19 protein-coding genes are annotated in these 20533 nt (G+C 42.9%); 12 read left to right on the forward strand and 7 right to left on the reverse strand.

Translation table 11 applies throughout. The features are described 5' to 3' along the window. The first annotated feature begins 22 nt into the window (after nucleotides 1–22). Nucleotides 23–1315, forward strand: coding sequence for a divalent metal cation transporter (locus Q0R52_RS14395; RefSeq protein WP_295795466.1), 1293 nt, complete (start codon nucleotides 23–25; stop codon nucleotides 1313–1315). A gap of 106 nt (nucleotides 1316–1421) precedes the next feature. Here the strand turns inward: Q0R52_RS14395 and Q0R52_RS14400 are convergent, their stop codons facing one another. The 4 genes from Q0R52_RS14400 to Q0R52_RS14415 all read right to left on the reverse strand — a co-directional run bounded on the left by Q0R52_RS14400 (nucleotide 1422) and on the right by Q0R52_RS14415 (nucleotide 5404). Next, nucleotides 1422–2240 (reverse strand): DNA-binding domain-containing protein, encoded by an 819-nt coding sequence (locus Q0R52_RS14400; RefSeq protein WP_295795467.1) that lies wholly within the window; start codon nucleotides 2238–2240, stop codon nucleotides 1422–1424. Between the two features lie 143 nt (nucleotides 2241–2383). After that, a complete protein-coding gene (locus Q0R52_RS14405; protein WP_295795469.1) occupies nucleotides 2384–3325 on the reverse strand; it encodes a DUF692 domain-containing protein in 942 nt (313 codons plus the stop codon). 108 nt (nucleotides 3326–3433) lie between these two features. Further along, nucleotides 3434–4003 (reverse strand): hypothetical protein, encoded by a 570-nt coding sequence (locus Q0R52_RS14410; RefSeq protein ID WP_295795471.1) that lies wholly within the window; start codon nucleotides 4001–4003, stop codon nucleotides 3434–3436. A gap of 24 nt (nucleotides 4004–4027) precedes the next feature. Continuing rightward, nucleotides 4028–5404 carry a ferritin-like domain-containing protein gene (locus Q0R52_RS14415; protein ID WP_295795473.1) on the reverse strand — a complete coding sequence of 459 codons (1377 nt, stop codon included), beginning with the start codon at nucleotides 5402–5404 and terminating at the stop codon, nucleotides 4028–4030. A 178-nt stretch (nucleotides 5405–5582) separates the two neighbouring features. On the opposite strand from Q0R52_RS14415, the gene Q0R52_RS14420 reads away from it, so the two are divergent. The 5 genes from Q0R52_RS14420 to Q0R52_RS14440 all read left to right on the forward strand — a co-directional run bounded on the left by Q0R52_RS14420 (nucleotide 5583) and on the right by Q0R52_RS14440 (nucleotide 10826). Further along, nucleotides 5583–6476: a DUF3078 domain-containing protein gene (locus Q0R52_RS14420; protein WP_295795475.1), complete on the forward strand. Its 894-nt coding sequence runs from the start codon at nucleotides 5583–5585 to the stop codon at nucleotides 6474–6476. 280 nt (nucleotides 6477–6756) lie between these two features. Further along, nucleotides 6757–8520, forward strand: coding sequence for a circadian clock protein KaiC (kaiC, locus tag Q0R52_RS14425; RefSeq protein ID WP_295795477.1), 1764 nt, complete (start codon nucleotides 6757–6759; stop codon nucleotides 8518–8520). Continuing rightward, complete coding sequence (locus Q0R52_RS14430) at nucleotides 8501–8797, forward strand: circadian clock KaiB family protein (RefSeq protein ID WP_252794024.1); 297 nt, start codon at nucleotides 8501–8503, stop codon at nucleotides 8795–8797. Before kaiC ends, Q0R52_RS14430 begins: the two co-directional genes overlap by 20 nt. A gap of 2 nt (nucleotides 8798–8799) precedes the next feature. Then, nucleotides 8800–9126, forward strand: a complete 327-nt coding sequence (locus tag Q0R52_RS14435) for a circadian clock KaiB family protein (RefSeq protein ID WP_252794022.1) — start codon at nucleotides 8800–8802, stop codon at nucleotides 9124–9126. Between the two features lie 8 nt (nucleotides 9127–9134). Next, a complete protein-coding gene (locus Q0R52_RS14440) occupies nucleotides 9135–10826 on the forward strand; it encodes an ATP-binding protein (protein WP_295795481.1) in 1692 nt (563 codons plus the stop codon). A gap of 145 nt (nucleotides 10827–10971) precedes the next feature. On the opposite strand, the gene Q0R52_RS14445 is transcribed toward Q0R52_RS14440, so the two are convergent. Further along, nucleotides 10972–11601 (reverse strand): DUF2306 domain-containing protein, encoded by a 630-nt coding sequence (locus Q0R52_RS14445; RefSeq protein ID WP_295795483.1) that lies wholly within the window; start codon nucleotides 11599–11601, stop codon nucleotides 10972–10974. A gap of 245 nt (nucleotides 11602–11846) precedes the next feature. Between Q0R52_RS14445 and Q0R52_RS14450 the strand changes: the two genes are divergently transcribed. Genes Q0R52_RS14450 through Q0R52_RS14460 form a run of 3 tightly spaced genes read left to right on the forward strand, consistent with a single transcriptional unit; the run spans nucleotide 11847 to nucleotide 14816 of the window. Then, the gene (locus Q0R52_RS14450; protein WP_295795484.1) at nucleotides 11847–13061 is read left to right on the forward strand and encodes an acyltransferase family protein; all 1215 of its coding nucleotides are present in this window, start codon (nucleotides 11847–11849) and stop codon (nucleotides 13059–13061) included. Between the two features lie 26 nt (nucleotides 13062–13087). Further along, a complete protein-coding gene (locus Q0R52_RS14455; RefSeq protein WP_295795486.1) occupies nucleotides 13088–14125 on the forward strand; it encodes a histidine kinase in 1038 nt (345 codons plus the stop codon). Then, on the forward strand, nucleotides 14118–14816 hold the full coding sequence (locus Q0R52_RS14460; protein ID WP_295795488.1) for a response regulator transcription factor: 699 nt from the start codon (nucleotides 14118–14120) through the stop codon (nucleotides 14814–14816). Before Q0R52_RS14455 ends, Q0R52_RS14460 begins: the two co-directional genes overlap by 8 nt. Before the next feature lie 114 nt (nucleotides 14817–14930). Here the strand turns inward: Q0R52_RS14460 and Q0R52_RS14465 are convergent, their stop codons facing one another. Continuing rightward, complete coding sequence (locus tag Q0R52_RS14465) at nucleotides 14931–15236, reverse strand: MmcQ/YjbR family DNA-binding protein (RefSeq protein WP_295795490.1); 306 nt, start codon at nucleotides 15234–15236, stop codon at nucleotides 14931–14933. 93 nt (nucleotides 15237–15329) lie between these two features. Next, on the reverse strand, nucleotides 15330–15962 hold the full coding sequence (locus tag Q0R52_RS14470) for a LysE family translocator (RefSeq protein ID WP_295795492.1): 633 nt from the start codon (nucleotides 15960–15962) through the stop codon (nucleotides 15330–15332). A gap of 99 nt (nucleotides 15963–16061) precedes the next feature. Here Q0R52_RS14470 and Q0R52_RS14475 point away from each other — a divergent pair, with 99 nt between their 5' ends. From Q0R52_RS14475 to Q0R52_RS14485, 3 genes are all read left to right on the forward strand, one after another. Continuing rightward, on the forward strand, nucleotides 16062–16841 hold the full coding sequence (locus Q0R52_RS14475; RefSeq protein ID WP_295795493.1) for an enoyl-CoA hydratase/isomerase family protein: 780 nt from the start codon (nucleotides 16062–16064) through the stop codon (nucleotides 16839–16841). Nucleotides 16842–17003: 162 nt separating this feature from the next. Continuing rightward, nucleotides 17004–18581, forward strand: coding sequence for a PAS domain S-box protein (locus tag Q0R52_RS14480; RefSeq protein WP_295795495.1), 1578 nt, complete (start codon nucleotides 17004–17006; stop codon nucleotides 18579–18581). A 258-nt stretch (nucleotides 18582–18839) separates the two neighbouring features. Continuing rightward, entirely contained in the window at nucleotides 18840–20522 is a 1683-nt protein-coding gene (locus Q0R52_RS14485) for a hypothetical protein (RefSeq protein WP_295795496.1), read from the forward strand. Nucleotides 20523–20533 lie beyond the last annotated feature (11 nt).

A 20533-nucleotide genomic window follows, 5' to 3' on the forward strand; every position in this document is an offset into this window, starting at 1 on the left:
ACCTTACCATTGTAAAGTCGACATGAAAAAACAAACCAAAACCCCAGCTAAAATAAAAAGCTTTTGGCGTATCCTGGGGCCGGGCCTTGTAACGGGCGCCGCCGACGATGACCCATCGGGCATTGCCACCTACTCGCAAACCGGTGCGCAATTTGGCTACGGGCAGCTGTGGACGGCTCTTTACATGCTGCCTTTAATGACAGCCGTTCAGGAAGCATGTGCGCGTATTGGCCTTGTAACGGGTAAAGGCATAACCACCATAGTTAAAGAACAATATAGCAAAGGTGTTTTATACGCGGTGGTATCGCTGGTTGTTGTAGCCAATGTTATCAATATCGGTGCTGATTTAGGCGCAATGGCGTCGGCTGCGCAATTGCTGGTGCCGGTACCATTCGTGGTACTTACATTGCTATTTACAACAATTATATTGCTGCTTGAGGTATTTACCAATTACAAAGTTTATTCAAAAATTTTGAAATGGCTGGCTTTAACCCTGCTTGCCTATCCAATAACCCTATTTATTGTACAACAACCATGGGTAACCATCCTAAAGGCTTCGGTAATACCTCATGTCGAATTTTCTTTCGCTTTCTTTTTTATTATTACCGGTGTGCTAGGCACAACTATTTCGCCATACATGTTTTTTTGGGAAGCATCGCAGGAGGTTGAAGAAGATAAGGAACGGCACCTGATAAAAAACGGCAAGCCTGTGATCAGCAACATCAGCATAAAACGCATGCGTATTGACAATTCATTCGGGATGATATTTTCGGAATTTGCCACCTGGAGCATTATTGTGGTTGCGGCAACAGTACTTCACAATAGCGGCGTTCGGGACATTAAAACAGCCGCGGATGCAGCAAAGGCTATAGAGCCGCTGGTGCATAGCTTTCCAAATGCAGGTTTATTGTCGAAACTTATTTTTTCTATTGGCATAATCGGCCTGGGAATGCTGGCTATCCCGGTGCTTTCCGGCTCAGCTGCATATTCGGTGGCCGGGGCCTTTAACTGGAAAGCCAGCCTGAATTTAAAATTTGGCAAAGCAAAAGGTTTTTATGTAATAATAATAGCAGCTACCCTTGTTGGTTTGATATTAAACTTCATCGGCATCAACCCTGTAAAAGGCTTGGTTTACGCGGCTGTATTAAACGGCGTTGCTGCAGTGCCGTTATTATTTTTGGTGGTAAAAATATCCGGCGATGAAAAAATAATGGGCGAATTTAAAGGCGGCTGGCTTTCAAAAACGGTTTTGTGGGTAACATTTGTGGCGATGGCGGCAGCGGCGGTAGCTATGTTTTATACAATATTGTCGTAGAGACGCGGCGGATTGCGTGCCCAAGTGCGATCATTGTAAGCTTTGCCAGTTATCAGCAAAAATGTTGATTGCCTATCCGCAGTAGATGCAAAGCATTGCATCTCTACTAGGGTTCATCAAACACAAAAAATCCTGCGTCAATAAAACCCTTTTTCCATTCAGGCCATATTTTATCAAGATCGGCCCGCTTAAACTCAAACGCCTTTACCAGGTTATCTTTTGCGGCTTCGACGCTATCGCCGCGCTGCATATTTTTCAGAAAATGGTATTGTGCCTCCCTGATAGTAAACAGCCCCAATTTATAGTTATGCCTTGTAACCGCACAATAGCTTTGTTCGGGGAATGGCAGTTCCGGCTCCCTGCCTTGTATCACCTCAAGATAATAGCTGCAAATTGGATATTGGTGGTGAAACAGGTGAAATACCGGCGCAAGCTTTAGCATTTCATCCGGGGTATCGTGCAAAATAACGGCAGGCTGCTCATCGGCATGCTCATCAAATATAATCGATAATGCATACTCAAAGCCTGCCAGCTCAATCATAAAGTCGGGCCAGTTTTCTTTTTGTTCACGTCCAGCATCAGGCCGGGTTTCCTGCAAAAACTGCGCGAATTTTTCTCCGAGCGTGTTTAAGGTATAACTTTCGGAAGGGTAAGTATCCAGGTATTGGTCGGCAAATAGTTCAAATAATTCGGGGCCAAGCGCATACGCCAAAGCATTGAACTGGCTTTGCATACACGACCGCAAACGGGCAATATAACTGTGCCGGTAAATATCAAGATGGTGCACGGCACTTAGTCGCTGCGAAGGGTTAACAATATCCTCAACAGCAGCGGGCAAAACGATATCCTGCATAGGCGCGTGATGTACCAACATGCCCTGCATCCAGTTTTGTAATTGCGTTAAGGAAAAATTATTTGAACTCATCTATTCAAAAAGTAATCATCAAAAACTTTGTCATTGCGAGCGAGGAACGAGCGCGGCAACCTCTTCGTATGAATATAGAACATTGCAGAGCGAATATTGCCTGGCGACGAGATCGCTTCGTTCCTTGTAATGACAAATGGGGGTTACCAATTAACATTATTTACTAAAAAGTTAACAGGGTTTGAAACTACCTCGCTGTCAGCAGCAAGCTCTTCTGCATCAAAAACAAAACTGCCTATACTACTCATGTATTGTTTCGCTTTTAACAACTCGGCATGGTAAACATCAAATTCGGGGATATTCCCATCCCACTCCAGTAGGGTGGCTACGCCGCCGGTGAGTTGCCAGGCCAGGGTAAAAAGCTTCCAAACATCGTGCGCCACCTGCCTGTCGTGCGTATCAATAATGTGGGTGCCACAATGTTGATGCCCGGCAATGTGCATCTGTACAATCCTGTCGTGCGGTAATTGGCGGATATAATGTACCGGATCGAAATCGTTATTAAATCCCGATACGTAAACATTATTGACATCGAGTAATAAGCCACAGCCCGTTTCTTCAGTCATATACCGCAAAAAGTCCCACTCGTTAATAGTCGACTGTTTAAAGGTTAAATAAGTACTGGGGTTTTCAAAAACTACAGGGCGTGCTAAAAAATCCTGCACCTGGTTTATCCTCGTGCAAATATGTTTTAATGATTCATCGTTTAAAACTACCGGGAGCAAATCGTGTGTGTTCAGGCTATTTACGCCAGTCCAGCACAGGTGATCACTTATCCAGAGTGGTTTTACCTCGCCGGCAAGCCGTTTCAATTTGGTAAGATATTCTTTGTTCAGCGGGTCGGTGCTGCCTATAGAAAGCGACACACCGTGCATTACAACAGGGTAACGTTCCGCTATTTGCCGCAATACATAGCGCGGCCTGCCACCCGAATCCATAAAATTTTCGGAAATAACCTCTAACCAGTCGACCGCCGGGTTAAGTTCCAATATGTGGTTAAAATGTTTGCTGCGCAGGCCAAGGCCAAGCCCGGGATCAGGCAGGCTTTTTATTATATTGATATAATTGTCCCCGGTTTTATTCATTCACTACACTGTTTGACTCCGCCTGTATTAAGCGGTGAATAACCTCCATAGCGATGGGTTTTAAACCCATCGCTATAAATGAATTTGTCTCTTTTATTCGCACATCCGCTACTCCCTCTTCCCTTCACAAAGCCGCTTGGCATTATCTTCGGGGTCATTAAAACCAAACGAACATGACTTATCGCCGCTATTACCACACGAGTCATAGCCATCCAACCACCTTACCAGCAACGCTTGGGGCGGACCGCACTTATACGGAGACGGGCCGACATTTCTGTTTGCTTTTTCCATACGTTCTTCAAACAATTTGCGGGCCTGCAACCAAACGCTTTTACCTCGTTCGGGGCCAAGCGTACGAAAACGTTCCGCCTGTATAGGCACGGCACAACTGCCCTGCCACGCACACTCATTATTTCCCGGGTTGCTTTGCGCCTCTATATCGCCATAAAGTCCGCAGCCGCCCTGGCCCTTGCAATTGTTTAACGTTTGGCAGTTATGCCTTTCGGCAGTAGCACAATTTCCAGTGCCGGCACAGTTGTTTGTCCCCAGGCGGTCGTGTCCTTTACAGGCGTTTAGCCCCATACAAACGTGCAATTCAACTGGTACTTTTGCTGGTGTTGGGGTGGGTTTAGGGCCGCCGCACAAATTTCCTTCTGGTGAATATTTTATAGTAGCCATAGTATGCTGTATTTTTTCGTGTGATTAAAAACTGTTAGTTGAACTTACATTTGGAACGTCAGGCAAGTCATGTATACGCTGCCCCAGGTATTGTATTTTAGGGAAAACTGCCACAGCTTTGTTGAACAGTTCTATCATTTGCGCTTTAGGGCGCGACTTACCGTCAAATTTGTAGTCATTAAAAGTTGGCGCCACGACATATTCCTTGCCTTCATGTGTATATTTCAGCGACATGATATCGCCGCAAATAGAGTTAAGGATAAAAATCATGGATTTATGTATCCCGAACATAAATATCTCCCACTGGGTATTGCCGCTTTGGCGGTAACAGTCCTCAATCATTACAAATATGTAAGTGTATACCGCGTTCAGCAAATTTGCCACCGGGACTACATTTGCGGGATAATGCTCAATTTTAGGATTATCTGCAACGTTTACAACAAAATAATCATACATATCAGTAACCCCTATATCCAGGTTTTTAAACCTGTCGTTTAGGCTATTGTAGGTACAGTATATCTGAACAAATTTTTCGAAGTGCGATAGCTCCTTTTTTTCAGGATCATCAAAATCGCCCGGAACAAGGGCTGTGCAATTAACACGGTCACCGGGCTGTATTAAACCTTTATCGTCAAACCCCTCGCCCTGGTCAACAATACATTTTATCGCCTTTATTGCCGATGCTTTATCATGCACATGGCAAAGATCGCCGCTATCGTCCATGTTGGTAAAGTGCGGCCTGTGTTTTTTGTCGTAATAAACTGTATCGATGTTATTTTGCGCATAAAATGCCTTTCCTTCTATCAACTGCGGCCCATCCAGGTATTTTAAATCGTTTTTTTGAATACAATCTATAATCATCTGGTAAAACTTGCCGATGGTGGTATAGTTAATGGTTTTAAGCATACGCGGGTCAGGCAAATCGGTAGGGCTTTCAATTTTCAGGAAAGTTATCAGTTGGTCCTGCGAAAGCTTTGCCAGGTTGATAGGGAACGGAGGCTGATGGCCCGCAAGTGTTGCCGGAAACACCGGCGATTTGCCAACCAGGTCCGGCATGCCGGCAAGGGCTTGTTTTAAATTTGACGACAGTGCCATGTGCAGCATCTCCTCTATCGCAACGCTCATGATTAATGCACCCGCTTTGTTGGCGAATACCACAAGTTCGGCCGATAGGTCTATGGCCTCCTCCTCTGCCTCGATAGGCGGCCTGCCTTTGGCTACCAGCTTTTCTATTATCGACGTTTTAATAGCTTCCTGGTCAGGAGATCGATTAATGGAATAATAGGTATAAAGGTAAGTGGGGATGGTGGCAATTTCTATTTCAATTGCTTGCTGAATAGCTTCGCCGAGGTTGTCGGGGGTCACCGGGTCTGCTCCTTTTGCAAAAAAGTCTTGTGTCATGATGTAATAAGGTTTATGTGATAAATTTAGAATTAAGTTCTGATATAAAAAATTAAATATTCGGAAATTTAGCGGATGTTTTTCAGTCCCACGGAAAAACCAAACGATATTTTGATTCTGCCTTTAAACGCAATTTTATAGCTTTGCAGCAGGATAAATTATTAAAACCAATACCCTTATGAAACAAACATTACTTATTGCATCATTTTTGTTGATATGCATAGCCGGCTATTCGCAGGCAACTCCACCTAAAGACACTACAAAATACTGGACCATACACGGCCAAAACACTTTGCTTATAAACCAAAGTTCGTTCTCAAACTGGGCAGCTGGCGGCGTAAACTCTGTTGCTGCCAATATTGTGCTCGATTACGATTTTAACTACAAAAAAGGCGTATGGAGTTGGGATAACAAAGCCATAGCAGGCTATGGTATCAGCAAGCAAAACGGCACCGGCTGGCGTAAAAACGACGACCGGATTATCCTTAACAGCTTACTGGGCCGCCAGGCATCAAAATACTGGTTGTACACTTTTTATATGAACTTTCAAACCCAGTTTACAAAGGGCTATAATTATGATGCTGCCGGTAACCGCACGTTGATATCAGCGCCTTTTGCGCCTGCCAACGTTACTTTCGGGCCGGGTTTTGCCTATAAACGATCAGATAACTTCAGGATAAACATCTCACCTGCTGCTGCGCGCATTACCGTTGTACAAAACGATTCCCTTTCATCAATCGGTGCATTTGGTGTAACACCCGGCAAAAAAAGCCTGTTTGAGTTTGGCGCCTCGCTTGATGCCTACTACAAAGTTAACCTGGCTACAAATATCGCTTTCGAAAACATCCTTAAGTTGTATTCAAATTACCTGAAAACACCGGGCAATATCTACATGGACTATACCGCCAACATTTTCATGAAGGTTAATAAACTTGTTACTGTAAATGCCGGCCTGGAACTGATTTCGGACCCGAATACCAAGATTCCGGTGCAGAAAAATGGTATAACGGAATATCATTCGCTTTTGCAAACCAAACAGATATTTGGCGCGGGTGTAACGTACAAGTTTTAACATTATTTGAAGCGTATTTATATATAAGCAACACTTCGATGTGTTGCTTTCTTTGTTTTTTTTTATTTTATTATTAGCAAATATTCTATTACTAATAGTTAAAAATTCCGACGATTTTGTAACATTTTCCTTAAAAATCAAACTCTTAAAAACAATTTTCCTTAGTTTTTATTATTGCTCTTATTAATATCAGAAGCAATTTTTTAAATTAATTTTTAATATAAAAATTGTATTAGAAATTAATTTAAAACTATTTTTATGCGATTCATAAATTATCGTAATGGCTAAGGAAAGTAAAAAAAATAAAAAAGCAGCCGATTATCCGCAGATTGCAAAGACGCCAACGGGTATTACCGGTCTGGATGAAATAACCGGCGGCGGCATCCCTACAGGGCGCCCAACGTTAATATGTGGTGAAGCGGGTTGCGGCAAAACATTGGTTTCGCTGGAATTTATCGTAAGGGGCGCAATTGAGTTCAATGAGCCCGGTGTATTTATGGCTTTCGAGGAGAAAGCTGAAGAACTGGCCATGAATGTAGGCTCTCTGGGCTTTAACCTGGAGCAACTGCAAAAAGATAAAAAGCTAAAAATCGATTACGTACACATCGATCGCAGTGAGATTGAAGAGACCGGCGAGTACGACCTCGACGGCCTTTTTATCCGCTTGGGCTATGCCATCGACACTATCGGTGCTAAACGCGTAGTACTTGACACCATTGAGAACCTTTTTGCAGGGCTCTCTAACCAGGGCATACTTCGCGCCGAGTTGCGGAGGCTGTTCCAGTGGCTTAAAGAAAAAGGCGTTACAGCAATAATAACCGGCGAACGTGGTGAGGGACCATCACTAACCCGCCAGGGGCTGGAAGAATACGTGTCGGATTGCGTGATACTGCTCGACCATAGGGTTATTAACCAGATATCAACCCGCCGTTTACGTATCGTAAAATATCGCGGCTCGGTACATGGTACGAATGAGTATCCATTTTTAATTGATGAGGACGGCATTTCGGTATTGCCGGTAACTTCCTTACGTCTCGAAAAGGAAGTTTCATCCGAGAGAGTGTCATCAGGCATCCCTTCGCTCGATAAAATGCTGGGCGGTAAAGGCTTTTTTAAAGGCGGCAGCGTATTAGTTTCGGGCACCGCCGGTACCGGAAAAACCAGCATAGCGGCCTGCTTTGCCAACGAAATTTGCAACCAAAAACAACGCTGCCTTTATTTTGCTTTCGAGGAATCACCAAGACAGATTATCCGCAATATGCACTCTATCAGCATGGACCTGCAAAAGCACGTCGATAATGGCCTGTTGCAATTTATGGCGTCGCGCCCTACTTTGCACGGCCTGGAGCAACATCTTGTGGCTATGCACAAACTGATAAAGCGTTTTAAACCGCAGGCGGTTGTGCTCGACCCGATTACCAACCTGATTACAGTTGGTTCGGTTAGCGAGGTTAAAGCAATGCTAATAAGACTGATTGATTTTTTGCAGGAAGAGCAGATAACTGTAATGTTTACCGCCCTCACCCTTAACACCGTAGTTACCGAACAAACGGACGAAGGTGTGTCATCATTAGTTGATGCCTGGATTTTGGTGCGGGATATAGAATTTAATGGCGAGCGTAACCGTGGCATGTACATTATGAAATCGCGGGGTATGAAACACTCCAACCAGGTGCGTGAGTTCATTATAACCGACCGCGGTATTGATTTAGTGGAGGTTTATTTAGGGCCTGATGGCGTGCTTACCGGTTCGGCCCGCGAGGCGCAAAAATTGCAGGAGCAAACCGGCGAAGTGTTGCGTAGCCACGCCATAAGTGTGAAAGACCGTGAAGTGCTGCGTAAACGTAAAGTGCTCGAAGCTAAAATTGCTGGTTTGCAAAGCGAATTTGAATCAGCAGAGGAAGAACTCAACAAAATTTATATAGAAGAAGAACTGGTAAAAAAAGTGGCCGAAGGCAACCGCCAGGAAATGTTAAAATTGCGCCGGGGCGACCAGGGAGGCAACGACAGAAAGGTAAAAAGTAATGAAAACAAAAGAATATAAGTACGAGTTAAGGTTATACATAGCCGGTAAAACTGCAAAATCGCAGTTGGCGCTGGCAAACCTGAATAAATATTGTGAGGAGTATTTGGAGGGCGAATACAAAATTGAAGTGATTGATTTATTGATTAAACCACAGCTTGCGGAGGGCGACCAAATTTTTGCGGTACCCACGCTGGTACGTAAGGTACCGGAACCCATTCGTAAAGTTATCGGCGACTTATCGAACGAAGAAAAAGTGCTGGTTGGTTTAAATATACGCCCTGCTAACAAAAAATAATAATGACGGAGCAACCACAACAACCGCCTGCAAGTATTGATGATTTAGAAACCGGTGATTTATATCGCTTACGATTATTTGTAACTGGGGCAACTCCAAATTCAACAAGGGCAATATCAAACTTAAAAGAGCTTTGTGAAACCCACCTCGCAAACAAGTACGAGTTGGAGATAGTGGATGTTTACCAGCAGCCACTAATCGCCATCAGCGAGCAGTTAATTGCACTCCCCATGCTTGTGAAACTATCACCATTGCCTCAGCGCAGGTTAATTGGCGATATGTCGGATACCGGCAAAGTGCTTAGGGGGTTAGGCTTGCCGGCTATGTAATTTTTTCTATGGACCAATTGAATAACACATATAGTGTGCTTCTAAAAGAGAACGAAGAGCTTAAAATACAGCTGGAGGAGGCAAACGATACCATCGACGCTATCCGTACCGGCCAGGTTGATGCGCTTATAGTTAATGACGGCGACGGGCATCAGCTGTATACATTAAAAACAGCCGACCAAACCTACCGTGTATTTATCGAGAAGATGAATGAGGGCGCGGTTACCATAAACCGCCAAGGCCTTATTTTGTATAGCAACTCGCGATTTGCCAGTATGGTGGGTATGCCGCTCGAGAGAACTATAGGCCTTTTATTTGAAACATTTATAGCAGATCAATCGCGGGATGCCTTTGAGGATGTAATAGCAAATGCGTGGGAAGAGGATTGTAAAGAGGAATTGCTTTTAAAAAACACAGAGGGCCACTATGTGCCCTGCCTGCTATCGTGCAATACGCTCGAATTGGATGAGGGTGTTGCCTTAAGCTTAATACTAACAGACTTATCGATACTTAAAGAAGCTGAAAATCAGCTCAAAATTAAAAACCTGCAGCTTGCCGCTGCCCGTTTAGCCACCGAAAAGCTGAACAATGAATTAGAAGATACGGTAAAGGAACGTACCAACGAGCTTTTTTTAAGCCGCGAGCACTTTAAATACCTGGCCAACAACATTCCGCAAATGACATGGACCAACCTGCCCGATGGAGAGGTTGATTATTATAACCAGCAATGGTATGATTATACCGGGCTTGACCAGCAAGACACGAAAAAATGGGGCTGGCGCAAGGTTTTACACCCAGACGACCTGCAAGCTACTATGGACAGGTTTGCTGAATCGTTAAAAACGGGTGAAATATTTGAGATTGAAAATCGCTACAAGCGCGGTTATGATGGCGCCTATCGCTGGCATTTAAACCGTGCTATTCCACTACGTGACGAAAAAAACGAAATAGTTTTCTGGGTGGGCACAGCAACTGATATTGAGGACCAGAAAAAAGAAATGGAGCGGAAAGATGAATTTATAGGTATTGCCAGCCATGAATTGAAAACCCCGCTTACCAGCCTGAAAGGTTATTTACAGCTGATAGCATCCTATAAGCGCGACGAGTTGCCGTCAGTGGTAAAACAGTATATAGAAAAAGCCAATACATCATTAAACAAACTGCAACGACTTATAAACGACTTGCTGGACGTGAGCAAAATACAAGCCGGCAAACTTGAATATGCGTTTACAAAGTTCAATATAACCGACCTGATAAAGACGTGTATTGAAAACGCTGAGCACATTCATCCCGATAACAATTTCATTATCCGCGATGGCAAGGATTATACCGTAAACGGAAACCCCGAACGCCTTGAGCAGGTGGTAATGAACCTTATAAACAATGCTGTAAAATACTCGCCTCAAAATAAGGATGTAATCATACATATTACTGACCACGCCGATTGTGTGCGTGTTTCCGTTACTGATTTTGGAATTGGCCTTTCTGCCGAACAGCAGGAACGCATATTTGAGCGCTTCTATCGCGTTGAGGATAAAAAGTACACCACCAGCGGCCTGGGCATGGGCCTTTATATCTCTGCTGAAATTATCAGCTATCACAATGGCAGCATTGGTGTAGAAAGCGAGGTCGGCAAAGGCTCGACGTTTTATTTTGGATTACCGTTAATTAGAGATTATAGGCTGGAGACCAGAGATTAGAAAATTGGAGGAGTAAATTTTATAATTCTTTGATTCAAAACGTATCAGTCCAGCTTCTCATATATTAACGGGAATACTTTGTTCAAAAATGGCATCGAAGCTTTAATCTTGACAATAAAAACAGGAATATTTTTTTCATAATTAATTAGGCGAGAGTAAGCTGACTATTTTTTCTGCGGATAACAAGTTCGGCTATAATAAGATTAGGCACCCAACACAACCAGGATATAATTCGATACGAGGTTACAAACTCCATGTGCCCCAAACCGGTGGTCAGCGGCAGCCAGATGCGCAGGGTAACGGCCGCAAATGCCAGCGCGTAATTGCGTATCATCCATGCTTCGTGCTCTGAGATCCTTAATTTACGGATGCTAGTATAAGCCATCACATCGGTATAAAGCCAAAGGAGCGCAAGCGCGCCAAACCCAAGCGAACAAATGATGCCACCGCTTGCAAACAATGCAATATAAAGCCCGGCGCAGCTACTTATAAAAACAGATAACACATATATTTTACCCACCAGGCGATGTACCCTTAAGTAACGCCCGCGCAGCTTTTTACTAAATTGCGTCCACCCAATCAGTAGGGCAAGCCCACCAAATGATATATGCAGATAAAATACGGTGTGCCAAATGGGGTTACGCAATAATTCAGCGGGTTTACTTTGAAAGAGGCCCTTGTTATGCATATCAACAAAGTAATAAATTAGCGGATAAAGGCCGATAGCTATTGCGAACAGCGCAAAAGGTATCCAGGGTAGGTTTTTAAGTTTCATATATTTTTAGTTAGAGTCAAGAATCAAGAGGTTAAGAGTCAAGATGAATCTTCAGTTGCCAGTCATTCTTCTTATCTTGATTCCTGGCTCTTGACTTCTTGATTCTAATTTACGCCATTTTGACTTCACTTACCACCTCTTAGTTACAAGCCGTTTTCGTCCGGTGGTCACCAAAAATCGTCCACTGGTCAAAATAGTTTCCACAGGTTGCACAGGTGCAGTTCCTTTACAGAAAAAACAACCAAATGGAAACTTCACAACGACAAACCTACCTTGATTGGTTACGCATAATATCAATAGCAGGCGTGCTATTTTTTCATTCGGCCATGCCTTATGTAGCCGAGGATGGCTGGCATATCAAGAACCACGAAACCAGCAGCCTGCTGATGGAATCAAACCATTTTTTGCACCTTTTTCGCATGCCGCTGCTCTTTTTCATTTCAGGTACTGTAAGCTATTACATGATGCAGCGGCGATCTACTTTAAGCTTCATCGGCTTACGTTTCCGCAGGCTTTTTATACCCTTGCTGGTGGGCATGTTCATTATTGTGCCCCCGCAAATTTATATGGAACGCTTAAACAGTGGTTTTAAAGGCAGCTACTGGGATTTTTATAAAACCGTTTTCAATTTTGTACCATATCCCAAAGGCAGTTTTAGCTGGCACCACTTGTGGTTTATCGCCTACCTGTTTATCTACGATTTATTATTTGCGCCCATGTTTGCCTGGATGATCTCACCCAAAAGTGACGCCTTTAAACAAAAACTAGCTACACTGGCAAACGGCAAATGGGTTTATTTATTGATGTTTCCCGGCATTATATGGTTTACACTGCTGAGCGGGAAATTACCTGAAACCAACGACCTGGCGCATGACGGTTGCTACTTTGTTTACTGGTTATTGTTCCTGCTGGCTGGTTTTATCTGCATATTACAACCCAAACTGATGGACAGCCTGGAGCGCAACCGCCGATTTGCTTTGAGTGCAGGGTTTTTAACCCTGATGATATGGGAATGCATGAGGTGGAATAAAGTTGAGCCGGGGTATGCAAACTGGCCATTTCAAAGCAACTTATTCAATTATTTGTTTATAGCCTTAAGGCCCACCATTGCCTGGGGATGGGTACTGGCATTGGTGGGCTACGGTAAGCATTACCTCAATCGCAAGCATGCCATACTTAATTACCTGAACCAGGCAGTGTATCCGTTCTACATCCTGCATCAAACGGTGATTGTGCTGGTGGTTTATTATATCGTGCAAACTCAAAATGAAAGTATCCTGTCGAAATATATCTATACCGTTGGGATCACTTTCTTTGTAAGTGTGCTGATCTATCACCTGTTTATCCGTCCGTATGCTTTTACAAGGTTTTTGTTTGGTATGAAGCCAAAGGACAAACCGAAGCCGGCGATGCAGGTGGAAAAGGAAGATATTAAACCTGTGGTAGTGTTATCTGCATAAATTTGTAATTTAACAATATGAATTTTTTGAAAAAATGCATATTCCCTGCCTTGTACGGCTTGCTGGTATATTTTACAGTTAGGCTGCTACATGATACCGATATCCACCAGCGCTTTTGGGAAAGGCGGTTTTACATCAATGCGGTGGAGATGACCTGCTCGGCCATTGTGGGATATTTATCCATTTATATTTTTCAAAGATTATTTAAGTATTATGACAAGCGCTGGCCCGTACAGTTATCCTACTGGGGAGTGGCGAGGGAACTCGTGATATTGGTGGGCATTAACCTGGTATTGGTCAATGTGATATTCGTTCCGATGGATATGGCCCTGCACCAGGACGACTGGAAAGCCTGGTGGATACCCTGGGCTGACGTGGCAGATATCAACATGATCCCGACCTTATATGCTATTATTTATTATGGCATAGCGCGTAGCAGCACCTGGTTAAAGGCCTATGTTAGTAATAAGGTACAGTTAGAAAAGCTAACTAATGACCACCTGCAAACCGAGCTTAAATTCCTGAAAGCACAATATCACCCGCATTTTTTATTCAATGCACTTAACACCATCTACTTCCAGATGGATGATGACATTGAAGGTGCAAAAAACAGCATCGAAAAGTTTTCGGAACTGATACGCTATCAACTTTACGATCAGCAACAACAGGTGCCTGTAACAAGCGAGATTGAATACCTGCAGAGTTTTATCGACCTGCAAAAAATACGCAGCAGCGATAAGTTGCAGCTAAACGTCAATTTCGACCCTGCGCTAAACGGGCAATTGGTTTACCCCCTGTTGTTTTTGCCCTTTGTTGAAAATGCTTTTAAATTTGTAGGTGGCGAATACAAGCTTGATATTAAAGCTGAATTGGCCAATGGTGAAATTATTTTCGCCGTTCAAAACTCGCTGCCAAATTTTAAAGCGCCCCTTGTCGAAAGCAGCGGTATAGGATTGGAAAACCTAAAACGCAGGCTCGATTTATTGTACCCCGGCAAGTACACACTGTTTACCGAAGCCGCTGCTGATACTTTCACCGCCGAACTGAAACTACAATATGAATAACATAAGCTGCATAATAACCGATGACGAGCCATTTGCACGTAAAGGATTGCAGGGCTATGTAGAAAAAATAGGCTTTCTTGATTTAAAGGGAGTGTGCGAAGACGCACTGCAATTAAGCGATATGCTGCAGCGGCAACCTGTCGACCTGCTTTTCCTTGACATTCAAATGCCCCACATTACCGGTGTCGATTTTATTCGGGCATTGTCAAAGCCGCCGAAAGTTATTTTCACCACAGCCTTTGAGCACTATGCCCTGCAAGGCTTTGAGCTGGATATAATGGACTACCTGCTAAAACCCATCAGCTACGAACGTTTTTTAAAAGCCGCCTGGAAAGCCCGCGACTACTTTGCGTTGAAAGAAAACGCGCCAGCGGCACCGGCAGTCGCCTACATTTTTATAAAAGCAAACGGCAAACTGGAGAAAGTGAATTTTGATGAGATATTGTTTATAGAGGGGATGGAAAATTATGTAGCCATCCACTTACCCGGTAAAAAACTGATCACGCACAGTACTATAAAATCCCTGGTGGAAAAATTACCGGCAGGACAATTTCTGCAGACCCATAAGTCGTTTATTGTCGCCATTAGTAAGGTGGAAGCCATCGAAGGCAACACGCTGCATATTCAAAAGCACCAGGTGCCAATCAGCAAATATTTACGGGATGTTGTTTTGGGGCAGATTGTGAAATGAATTTGATTTGAAGATTTGGCAATTTGAAGATTTGACGGTTGAACAACTTGAAAATGTGGAAAATGAACGGGTACTACCATCTTCAAATTAAAAACTCATCTTCAAATTTTCAAATCATTTCCCCTTTTCCCAAGCCAGCGTCAAAGCATCCCTCAACATACCTTCCCTCACGTTATCGAGTTCAACGAATGTTGCACCCTTTAATCCCCATTTGTTGGGTACAGGATAAAAAATAGTTGGGTCAAATGAATGAAACACCGATTGGTCTACAGGCGACAAGGTCACCATCATCCGGCGCTCGGGTATCCAAAGGGTCGAGAATATCCGTTTTGCTTTAAATGCCGGTTTGCCAAAATGGTCCTGCTCAATAGTACCAGGTAAACTTAAGGCAATTTGCCGGGCAGTTTCTATATCAACCATGTTTTTAAGTCTTAAGTCGGGAGTCTTTAGTCTTAAGTCAGGAATATCCAAGCTCCATCTTTGGGCTTTAGACTATCGACTCTTGACTTAAGACTACTTTCTACTTGTCAAAGCAATTTTAACACCCAAGCCTATTAATATAAAACCTGTAATTTTCTCCTGCATGGCCCATATTTTAGGGTTTTTGCTGAAAAAATCTTTGGTTTTACCTAGAATACAGGCAACAACAATTAACACCAGTGTGCCCTGTATCGCAAACCACAGGCCCAATACCAGCAACTGCAATTTAAAAAATGGCGATGCAGCATTAATAAACTGTGGCAAAAACGAAAGGAAAAAGATGGCTACTTTGGGATTCAGTGCATTCGTTATCGCGCCTTGTTTAAACAATTTCCAATAATCAGCTTTCCCTTCACTGTCATTCTTTGTATTTATACTTTGTTTGGATAGCAACGCCTTTACGCCAAGATAAATGAGGTAAGCCGCACCCGCGTATTTAATCAACTGGAAAAGGTATGCCGACTTTGCAATAACAATAGACAAACCCAGAACTGCAGCCGCAATATGCACCGAGCAACCGGCAAATATGCCCACCGCCGATATTACACCTGCCTTTATTCCATATGATACACTGCGGGACGCGACATAAATCATATCATTACCGGGTGCCAGGTTAAGCAATAGCGAGGCAATAAAAAACAGGTACAAGTTTTGAAAACTAAACATAACCCTAAATTAAATAAAATCAGTCATTGTTAATTATCACTGCCTGCTATTTTCGCCGGAGTTTTAATTTAAATTTGACCACCATAATCTCCAACCAATATGCCAACCATAGAAAATGGAAGTGTAACTCTAAATATAAGTGATAGCGGTATTGCAACTATCACCTTTTACCATCCTGCACAAAACTCGTTACCGGCTGCTTTGCTTGATGAACTTGCCGAAAAAATAACAGCAGCGGGCAATGATGCGCAGGTCCACGTAATAGTTTTAAAAAGCGGCGGCGACCGTACCTTTTGTGCCGGCGCCAGTTTCGATGAGTTGCTACAGATAAAGGACAAAGAGGCCGGTGCTGTATTTTTCTCGGGCTTTGCAAAAATCATTAATGCCTGCCGCAAATCGTCAAAAATTGTAATAGCACGCATACAGGGCAAAGCGGTAGGAGGTGGCGTTGGCCTCGCAGCTGCGGCCGACTATTGCCTGGCCACTGAAGCCGCGTCTATAAAATTAAGTGAACTGGCGATCGGCATCGGCCCGTTTGTGATATCCCCTGCGGTTACACGCAAAATTGGCTTACCTGCTTTTTCGCAACTAACCATCCGCGCTACCGATTTCCAAACCGCTCACTGGGCTATGGAAAAAGGCTTGTACAACGAAGTATACCCTGATATTGCTGCATTGGATGCCGCAATGGACGCGCTTGCCGAAAAACTCGCCTCTTATCATCCTGAGGCATTAAAAGGCCTCAAAGAAATTTTATGGGAAGGTACCGCCGACTGGGACGAACTTTTAACCGAACGCGCAGCTATCAGTGGGCGGTTGGTGCTGTCGGAGTTTACCCAACAATCGCTGCACGGTTTTTTGAGCGGCAAGAATAAATAATACCTGTAATAATAAGAAATTCAAAGATACCCAAAGCTGATTGCTACCAAATTTCTTGTTTGTTTTCCATATCTATTATATCAACCATATATTACTGTCCGTTACTTTTTATTCCTATTTTTACTATAGCAAATTATTCATATCCTTTTAAAGTACGCACAAATGCATTTTACCGAAAAAGTGAAAGCCGTTACTGTGACAAGTTTAGTCAGTATTTTATCAGGTTTAGTGGTTATAGCCGGTTGGTTTTTTAGTATCCCCGTTTTTCAAACCGCTATTGCCAACCAGGTATCGATGAAGTTTAATGCAGCATTAAATTTCGTTTTATTGGGTTTTGCCTTGTTGCTTACACAAAGCCTTCCTAAAAGATTTTATAATTCGGCATTTGTTATACTTTCATTAACAATTCTAATAATTGGCCTTGTCTCACTGCTTCAAACCGTCTTCCATTTCAATTCAGGAGCTGACGAGCTTGTTATTGCCGACAAGTTATCCATTAAAAGTAAATCTCTTTACCCCGGACGCATGTCGGTCAACACCGCGATATGTTTTGTTTTATTCGGGGCGGCACTCTTGGGGTTAAGCGCAAAAAGCAGGTTAATCCATATGTTGTCCCAATACTGTTTAAATATTGTTACTGCTGTTTCAGGTGTAGCCCTGATTGGTTATTTGTATGGACTCCCGTTATTTTATAGTTTATACACTATCGGATCAATGGCATTTCATAGCGCTATATTATTTTTCGCGCTGTCAATCACAGCGTCGCTGCTACAGCCTGAAGTAGGCGTTACCAGTTTATTTACCGGCAACCTGGTAGGCAACAAGATGGCGAGGCGGCTATTTGTACTCATTATGTCTGTTATTGTCATTTTCGGCATATTCAGGGAGGAATTATTGCGCCGCCAGTTGTTTTCAATACAAACCGGCATATCGCTGTTCATATTTTGTTTGCTATGTGCAGGGCTTGGGCTAATATGGCATACTGTTAACTGGCTGAACAAAATTGACATACGCCGCCATGAGGCGGAAAAGAACGTATCGGTTTTGAACAATGACCTGGAAAAGATTGTTAAGGAGCGATCGGGCAAATTAATTTTAATGTTTCAGAAATTCAGGGAAAGCGAAGAGAAATTCAGGGCAGCCTTTGAATCTTCCGCAATAGGGATGGCTTTAATTTCGCTAAAGGGCAGCTTATTAAAGGTAAATAAAAGATTTTGCGACATGATTGGATACAAGGAACATGAATTGCTTACTATGTATTTTAATGACATAGCCCATGAAAAAAATGCTACAGCCCCTGGCAATTTGTTGAATATTGCGTTAAAAAACGGCAAACCTTATAAAGCTGAAAAAAGATATGTGTGCAAAAACGGCGCTATTGTTTGGGTGTCAGTTAATATAGCAACGGTAATAAATAAAAAAGGCAGCCCTGTTTATTTTGTAAGCCAGTTTGAAAACATTACCACACGAAAAAAAGCCGAAGAAAATTTAAAAAAAGCATATGAGCAAATACAGCAGCAGGTTAGGAAACAGTCGCATCTTATACGCAGTCCGGTGGCTAACTTAAAAGGGTTAACCTCCATACTGCTGGAGGAACCCGCAAATAGTGAGATATTAAGGTACATACAGGCAGAACTTGAAAGATTAGACAATGTAATAATTGAAATGGCCGAAGATGCGGCGGCGCAGGGCGCCGTTAACATCATAGTAAAAAAACGCGCCTTTCGTAAAGTATCTTAAGCGGCGCCCGGCAATACTCTAAAATTAGACGAGTATATTTTAACGTTTCCTAAATCCATCACAATATAATAGCATAATTCAAGTAAAAAGCGGCAAGATAAAACAACCTTTACCGGCACAAGTCGTATAAATGGCTCGTTACGCGGGTATTATTTTACTTTTATTTGCAAAATTAACTATCGGTTATTGTTAAAGGTTTAATAGATTTACGTGATGATTATTGAGTATTAATTTTAACACACCTGTTATTTTCATTGTATGTTTTATTGGTTATTTACCGCCGTTGTATTAGCTGCAATTCTTATTGGTTTCTATATCTATAATTATTTTGACAAGCTTAGCACTACACGCCGAAATTTAGAGCGTATCCAAAACAAATGGGGCAGGCCGGTAAACGCCCGCCGTAACTTTAAGTTAATAGCAGCTTATTTAAATGGCTTTGATGGCCCCGGCAAAATATCGGGCGTTATAGCCAATGACCTCGACCTGAACAACGTTTTTAACTACGTCGACAGGACAAACTCAAAACCAGGAAAGCAATACCTGTATAAACGACTTTTTACACCCGATACTAATTTCGAATCGCTATTAAAATTCGATAAAAAAATAGACACCCTAAATATGCCCCGGCCGGACCAGGAACTCATTGAGCTTGAACTGGCAAGGCTCAACAGCCCCGATGCTTATTACCTGGCCGAACTGTTTTTAAAAGAGCATGAATTTTTACTGGTACCCTTGATGAGCATTTATATCCGCTTTTCGGGTGTGGCTATCATTGGTTTAATTATTTCGTTATTCATAGTGCCTACGGTGGTATCGTTTATGGTATTGATAGCACTGCTTGTTGGCAACATAGCCCTGCACTTTGGCACCCGTAATAAAATATCATCATACACGCGGTCGCTACCGCAGCTTATTATATTGCACAGTGTTGCCAAACGCCTGTCGAAAAAAATAACGCAGGAAAATGATGAGCAATTACGCGTTAGTTTAAGCCGCCTGTCAGGTTTAAACCGCACTTTAAAGTTTACCAATTTTGAGAGCAAAATAGCAGGCAATCCCGATAATTTGAGCTATGCTTTTTATAAGCTGATAAAAATGTTTTTTCTGTTGGAGCCCCTGATGTTTATATCATCAGTAAAGCGCATCAACAAATATCGCGGCGATATCGAGGTGCTTTACAAATATGTTGGCGAAATTGATATGCTGATAGCCATACAATCCGTCCGCGTTGGCTTGCCGCATTACAGCAAGCCGGTGTTTTATACCGAAAACATGAAAATGGATTTGGAGGACATGTACCATCCGCTTATTTACAATTGCGTACCAAACTCTATCCATACCCGTACGGATGAAGGCGTGCTGATTACAGGTTCGAACATGTCGGGTAAAACCACATTTATCAGGTCCATTGCTATTAATACGTTGTTAGCACAAACCATTTACACCACCTGTACAAGCGCTTATAAGGCCCCGTTACTAAAAATACAAACCAGCATCCGCACTACCGACGACCTTGGCGAGCATAAAAGCTATTTCCAAGCAGAGGCATTGTCAATCCTGGACATCATTAACCAAAGCGGCGGCGACGAGCAGGTAAAGAGCCTCATCATTATCGACGAAATTTTCCGCGGCACCAATACCATCGAGCGTATTGCTGCAGCCAAATCGGTGCTCACATATTTAACCGACAACAAAAATTTTGTTTTCGTATCCACCCACGATTTGGAATTGGCCGAGTTGCTGGATAACGATTACGCAGTTTATTCTTTCGAAGAATCGGTGAATGACACACGCCTGGTGTTTGACTATAAAATGAAGACCGGTGTGCTAAAAAACAAAAACGGTATCGCCATCCTGGAAACCATCGGCTACCCCGAAACAGTGGTGGAAGATGCCTATATTGTAAGCGAGGAGTTGAAAAGGAAATACGTATTATAGAAACAGCCACA

Origin of the sequence: Mucilaginibacter sp. (genome assembly GCF_025359345.1) — a bacterium.
Lineage (GTDB): Bacteria > Bacteroidota > Bacteroidia > Sphingobacteriales > Sphingobacteriaceae > Mucilaginibacter.

Bases quoted from the DNA above. Each gene is read 5' to 3' on its own strand.
- Q0R52_RS14440 (WP_295795481.1), top strand. From the start codon at position 9,135: ATGGACCAATTGAATAACACATATAGTGTGCTTCTAAAAGAGAACGAA.
- Q0R52_RS14470 (WP_295795492.1), bottom strand. From the start codon at position 15,962: ATGTTTAGTTTTCAAAACTTGTACCTGTTTTTTATTGCCTCGCTATTG.
- Q0R52_RS14435 (WP_252794022.1), top strand. From the start codon at position 8,800: ATGACGGAGCAACCACAACAACCGCCTGCAAGTATTGATGATTTAGAA.
- Q0R52_RS14430 (WP_252794024.1), top strand. From the start codon at position 8,501: ATGAAAACAAAAGAATATAAGTACGAGTTAAGGTTATACATAGCCGGT.
- Q0R52_RS14450 (WP_295795484.1), top strand. From the start codon at position 11,847: ATGGAAACTTCACAACGACAAACCTACCTTGATTGGTTACGCATAATA.
- Q0R52_RS14445 (WP_295795483.1), bottom strand. From the start codon at position 11,601: ATGAAACTTAAAAACCTACCCTGGATACCTTTTGCGCTGTTCGCAATA.
- Q0R52_RS14465 (WP_295795490.1), bottom strand. From the start codon at position 15,236: ATGGTTGATATAGAAACTGCCCGGCAAATTGCCTTAAGTTTACCTGGT.
- Q0R52_RS14410 (WP_295795471.1), bottom strand. From the start codon at position 4,003: ATGGCTACTATAAAATATTCACCAGAAGGAAATTTGTGCGGCGGCCCT.
- Q0R52_RS14420 (WP_295795475.1), top strand. From the start codon at position 5,583: ATGAAACAAACATTACTTATTGCATCATTTTTGTTGATATGCATAGCC.
- Q0R52_RS14480 (WP_295795495.1), top strand. From the start codon at position 17,004: ATGCATTTTACCGAAAAAGTGAAAGCCGTTACTGTGACAAGTTTAGTC.
- Q0R52_RS14395 (WP_295795466.1), top strand. From the start codon at position 23: ATGAAAAAACAAACCAAAACCCCAGCTAAAATAAAAAGCTTTTGGCGT.
- Q0R52_RS14415 (WP_295795473.1), bottom strand. From the start codon at position 5,404: ATGACACAAGACTTTTTTGCAAAAGGAGCAGACCCGGTGACCCCCGAC.
- Q0R52_RS14405 (WP_295795469.1), bottom strand. From the start codon at position 3,325: ATGAATAAAACCGGGGACAATTATATCAATATAATAAAAAGCCTGCCT.
- Q0R52_RS14400 (WP_295795467.1), bottom strand. From the start codon at position 2,240: ATGAGTTCAAATAATTTTTCCTTAACGCAATTACAAAACTGGATGCAG.
- Q0R52_RS14475 (WP_295795493.1), top strand. From the start codon at position 16,062: ATGCCAACCATAGAAAATGGAAGTGTAACTCTAAATATAAGTGATAGC.
- kaiC (WP_295795477.1), top strand. From the start codon at position 6,757: ATGGCTAAGGAAAGTAAAAAAAATAAAAAAGCAGCCGATTATCCGCAG.
- Q0R52_RS14460 (WP_295795488.1), top strand. From the start codon at position 14,118: ATGAATAACATAAGCTGCATAATAACCGATGACGAGCCATTTGCACGT.
- Q0R52_RS14485 (WP_295795496.1), top strand. From the start codon at position 18,840: ATGTTTTATTGGTTATTTACCGCCGTTGTATTAGCTGCAATTCTTATT.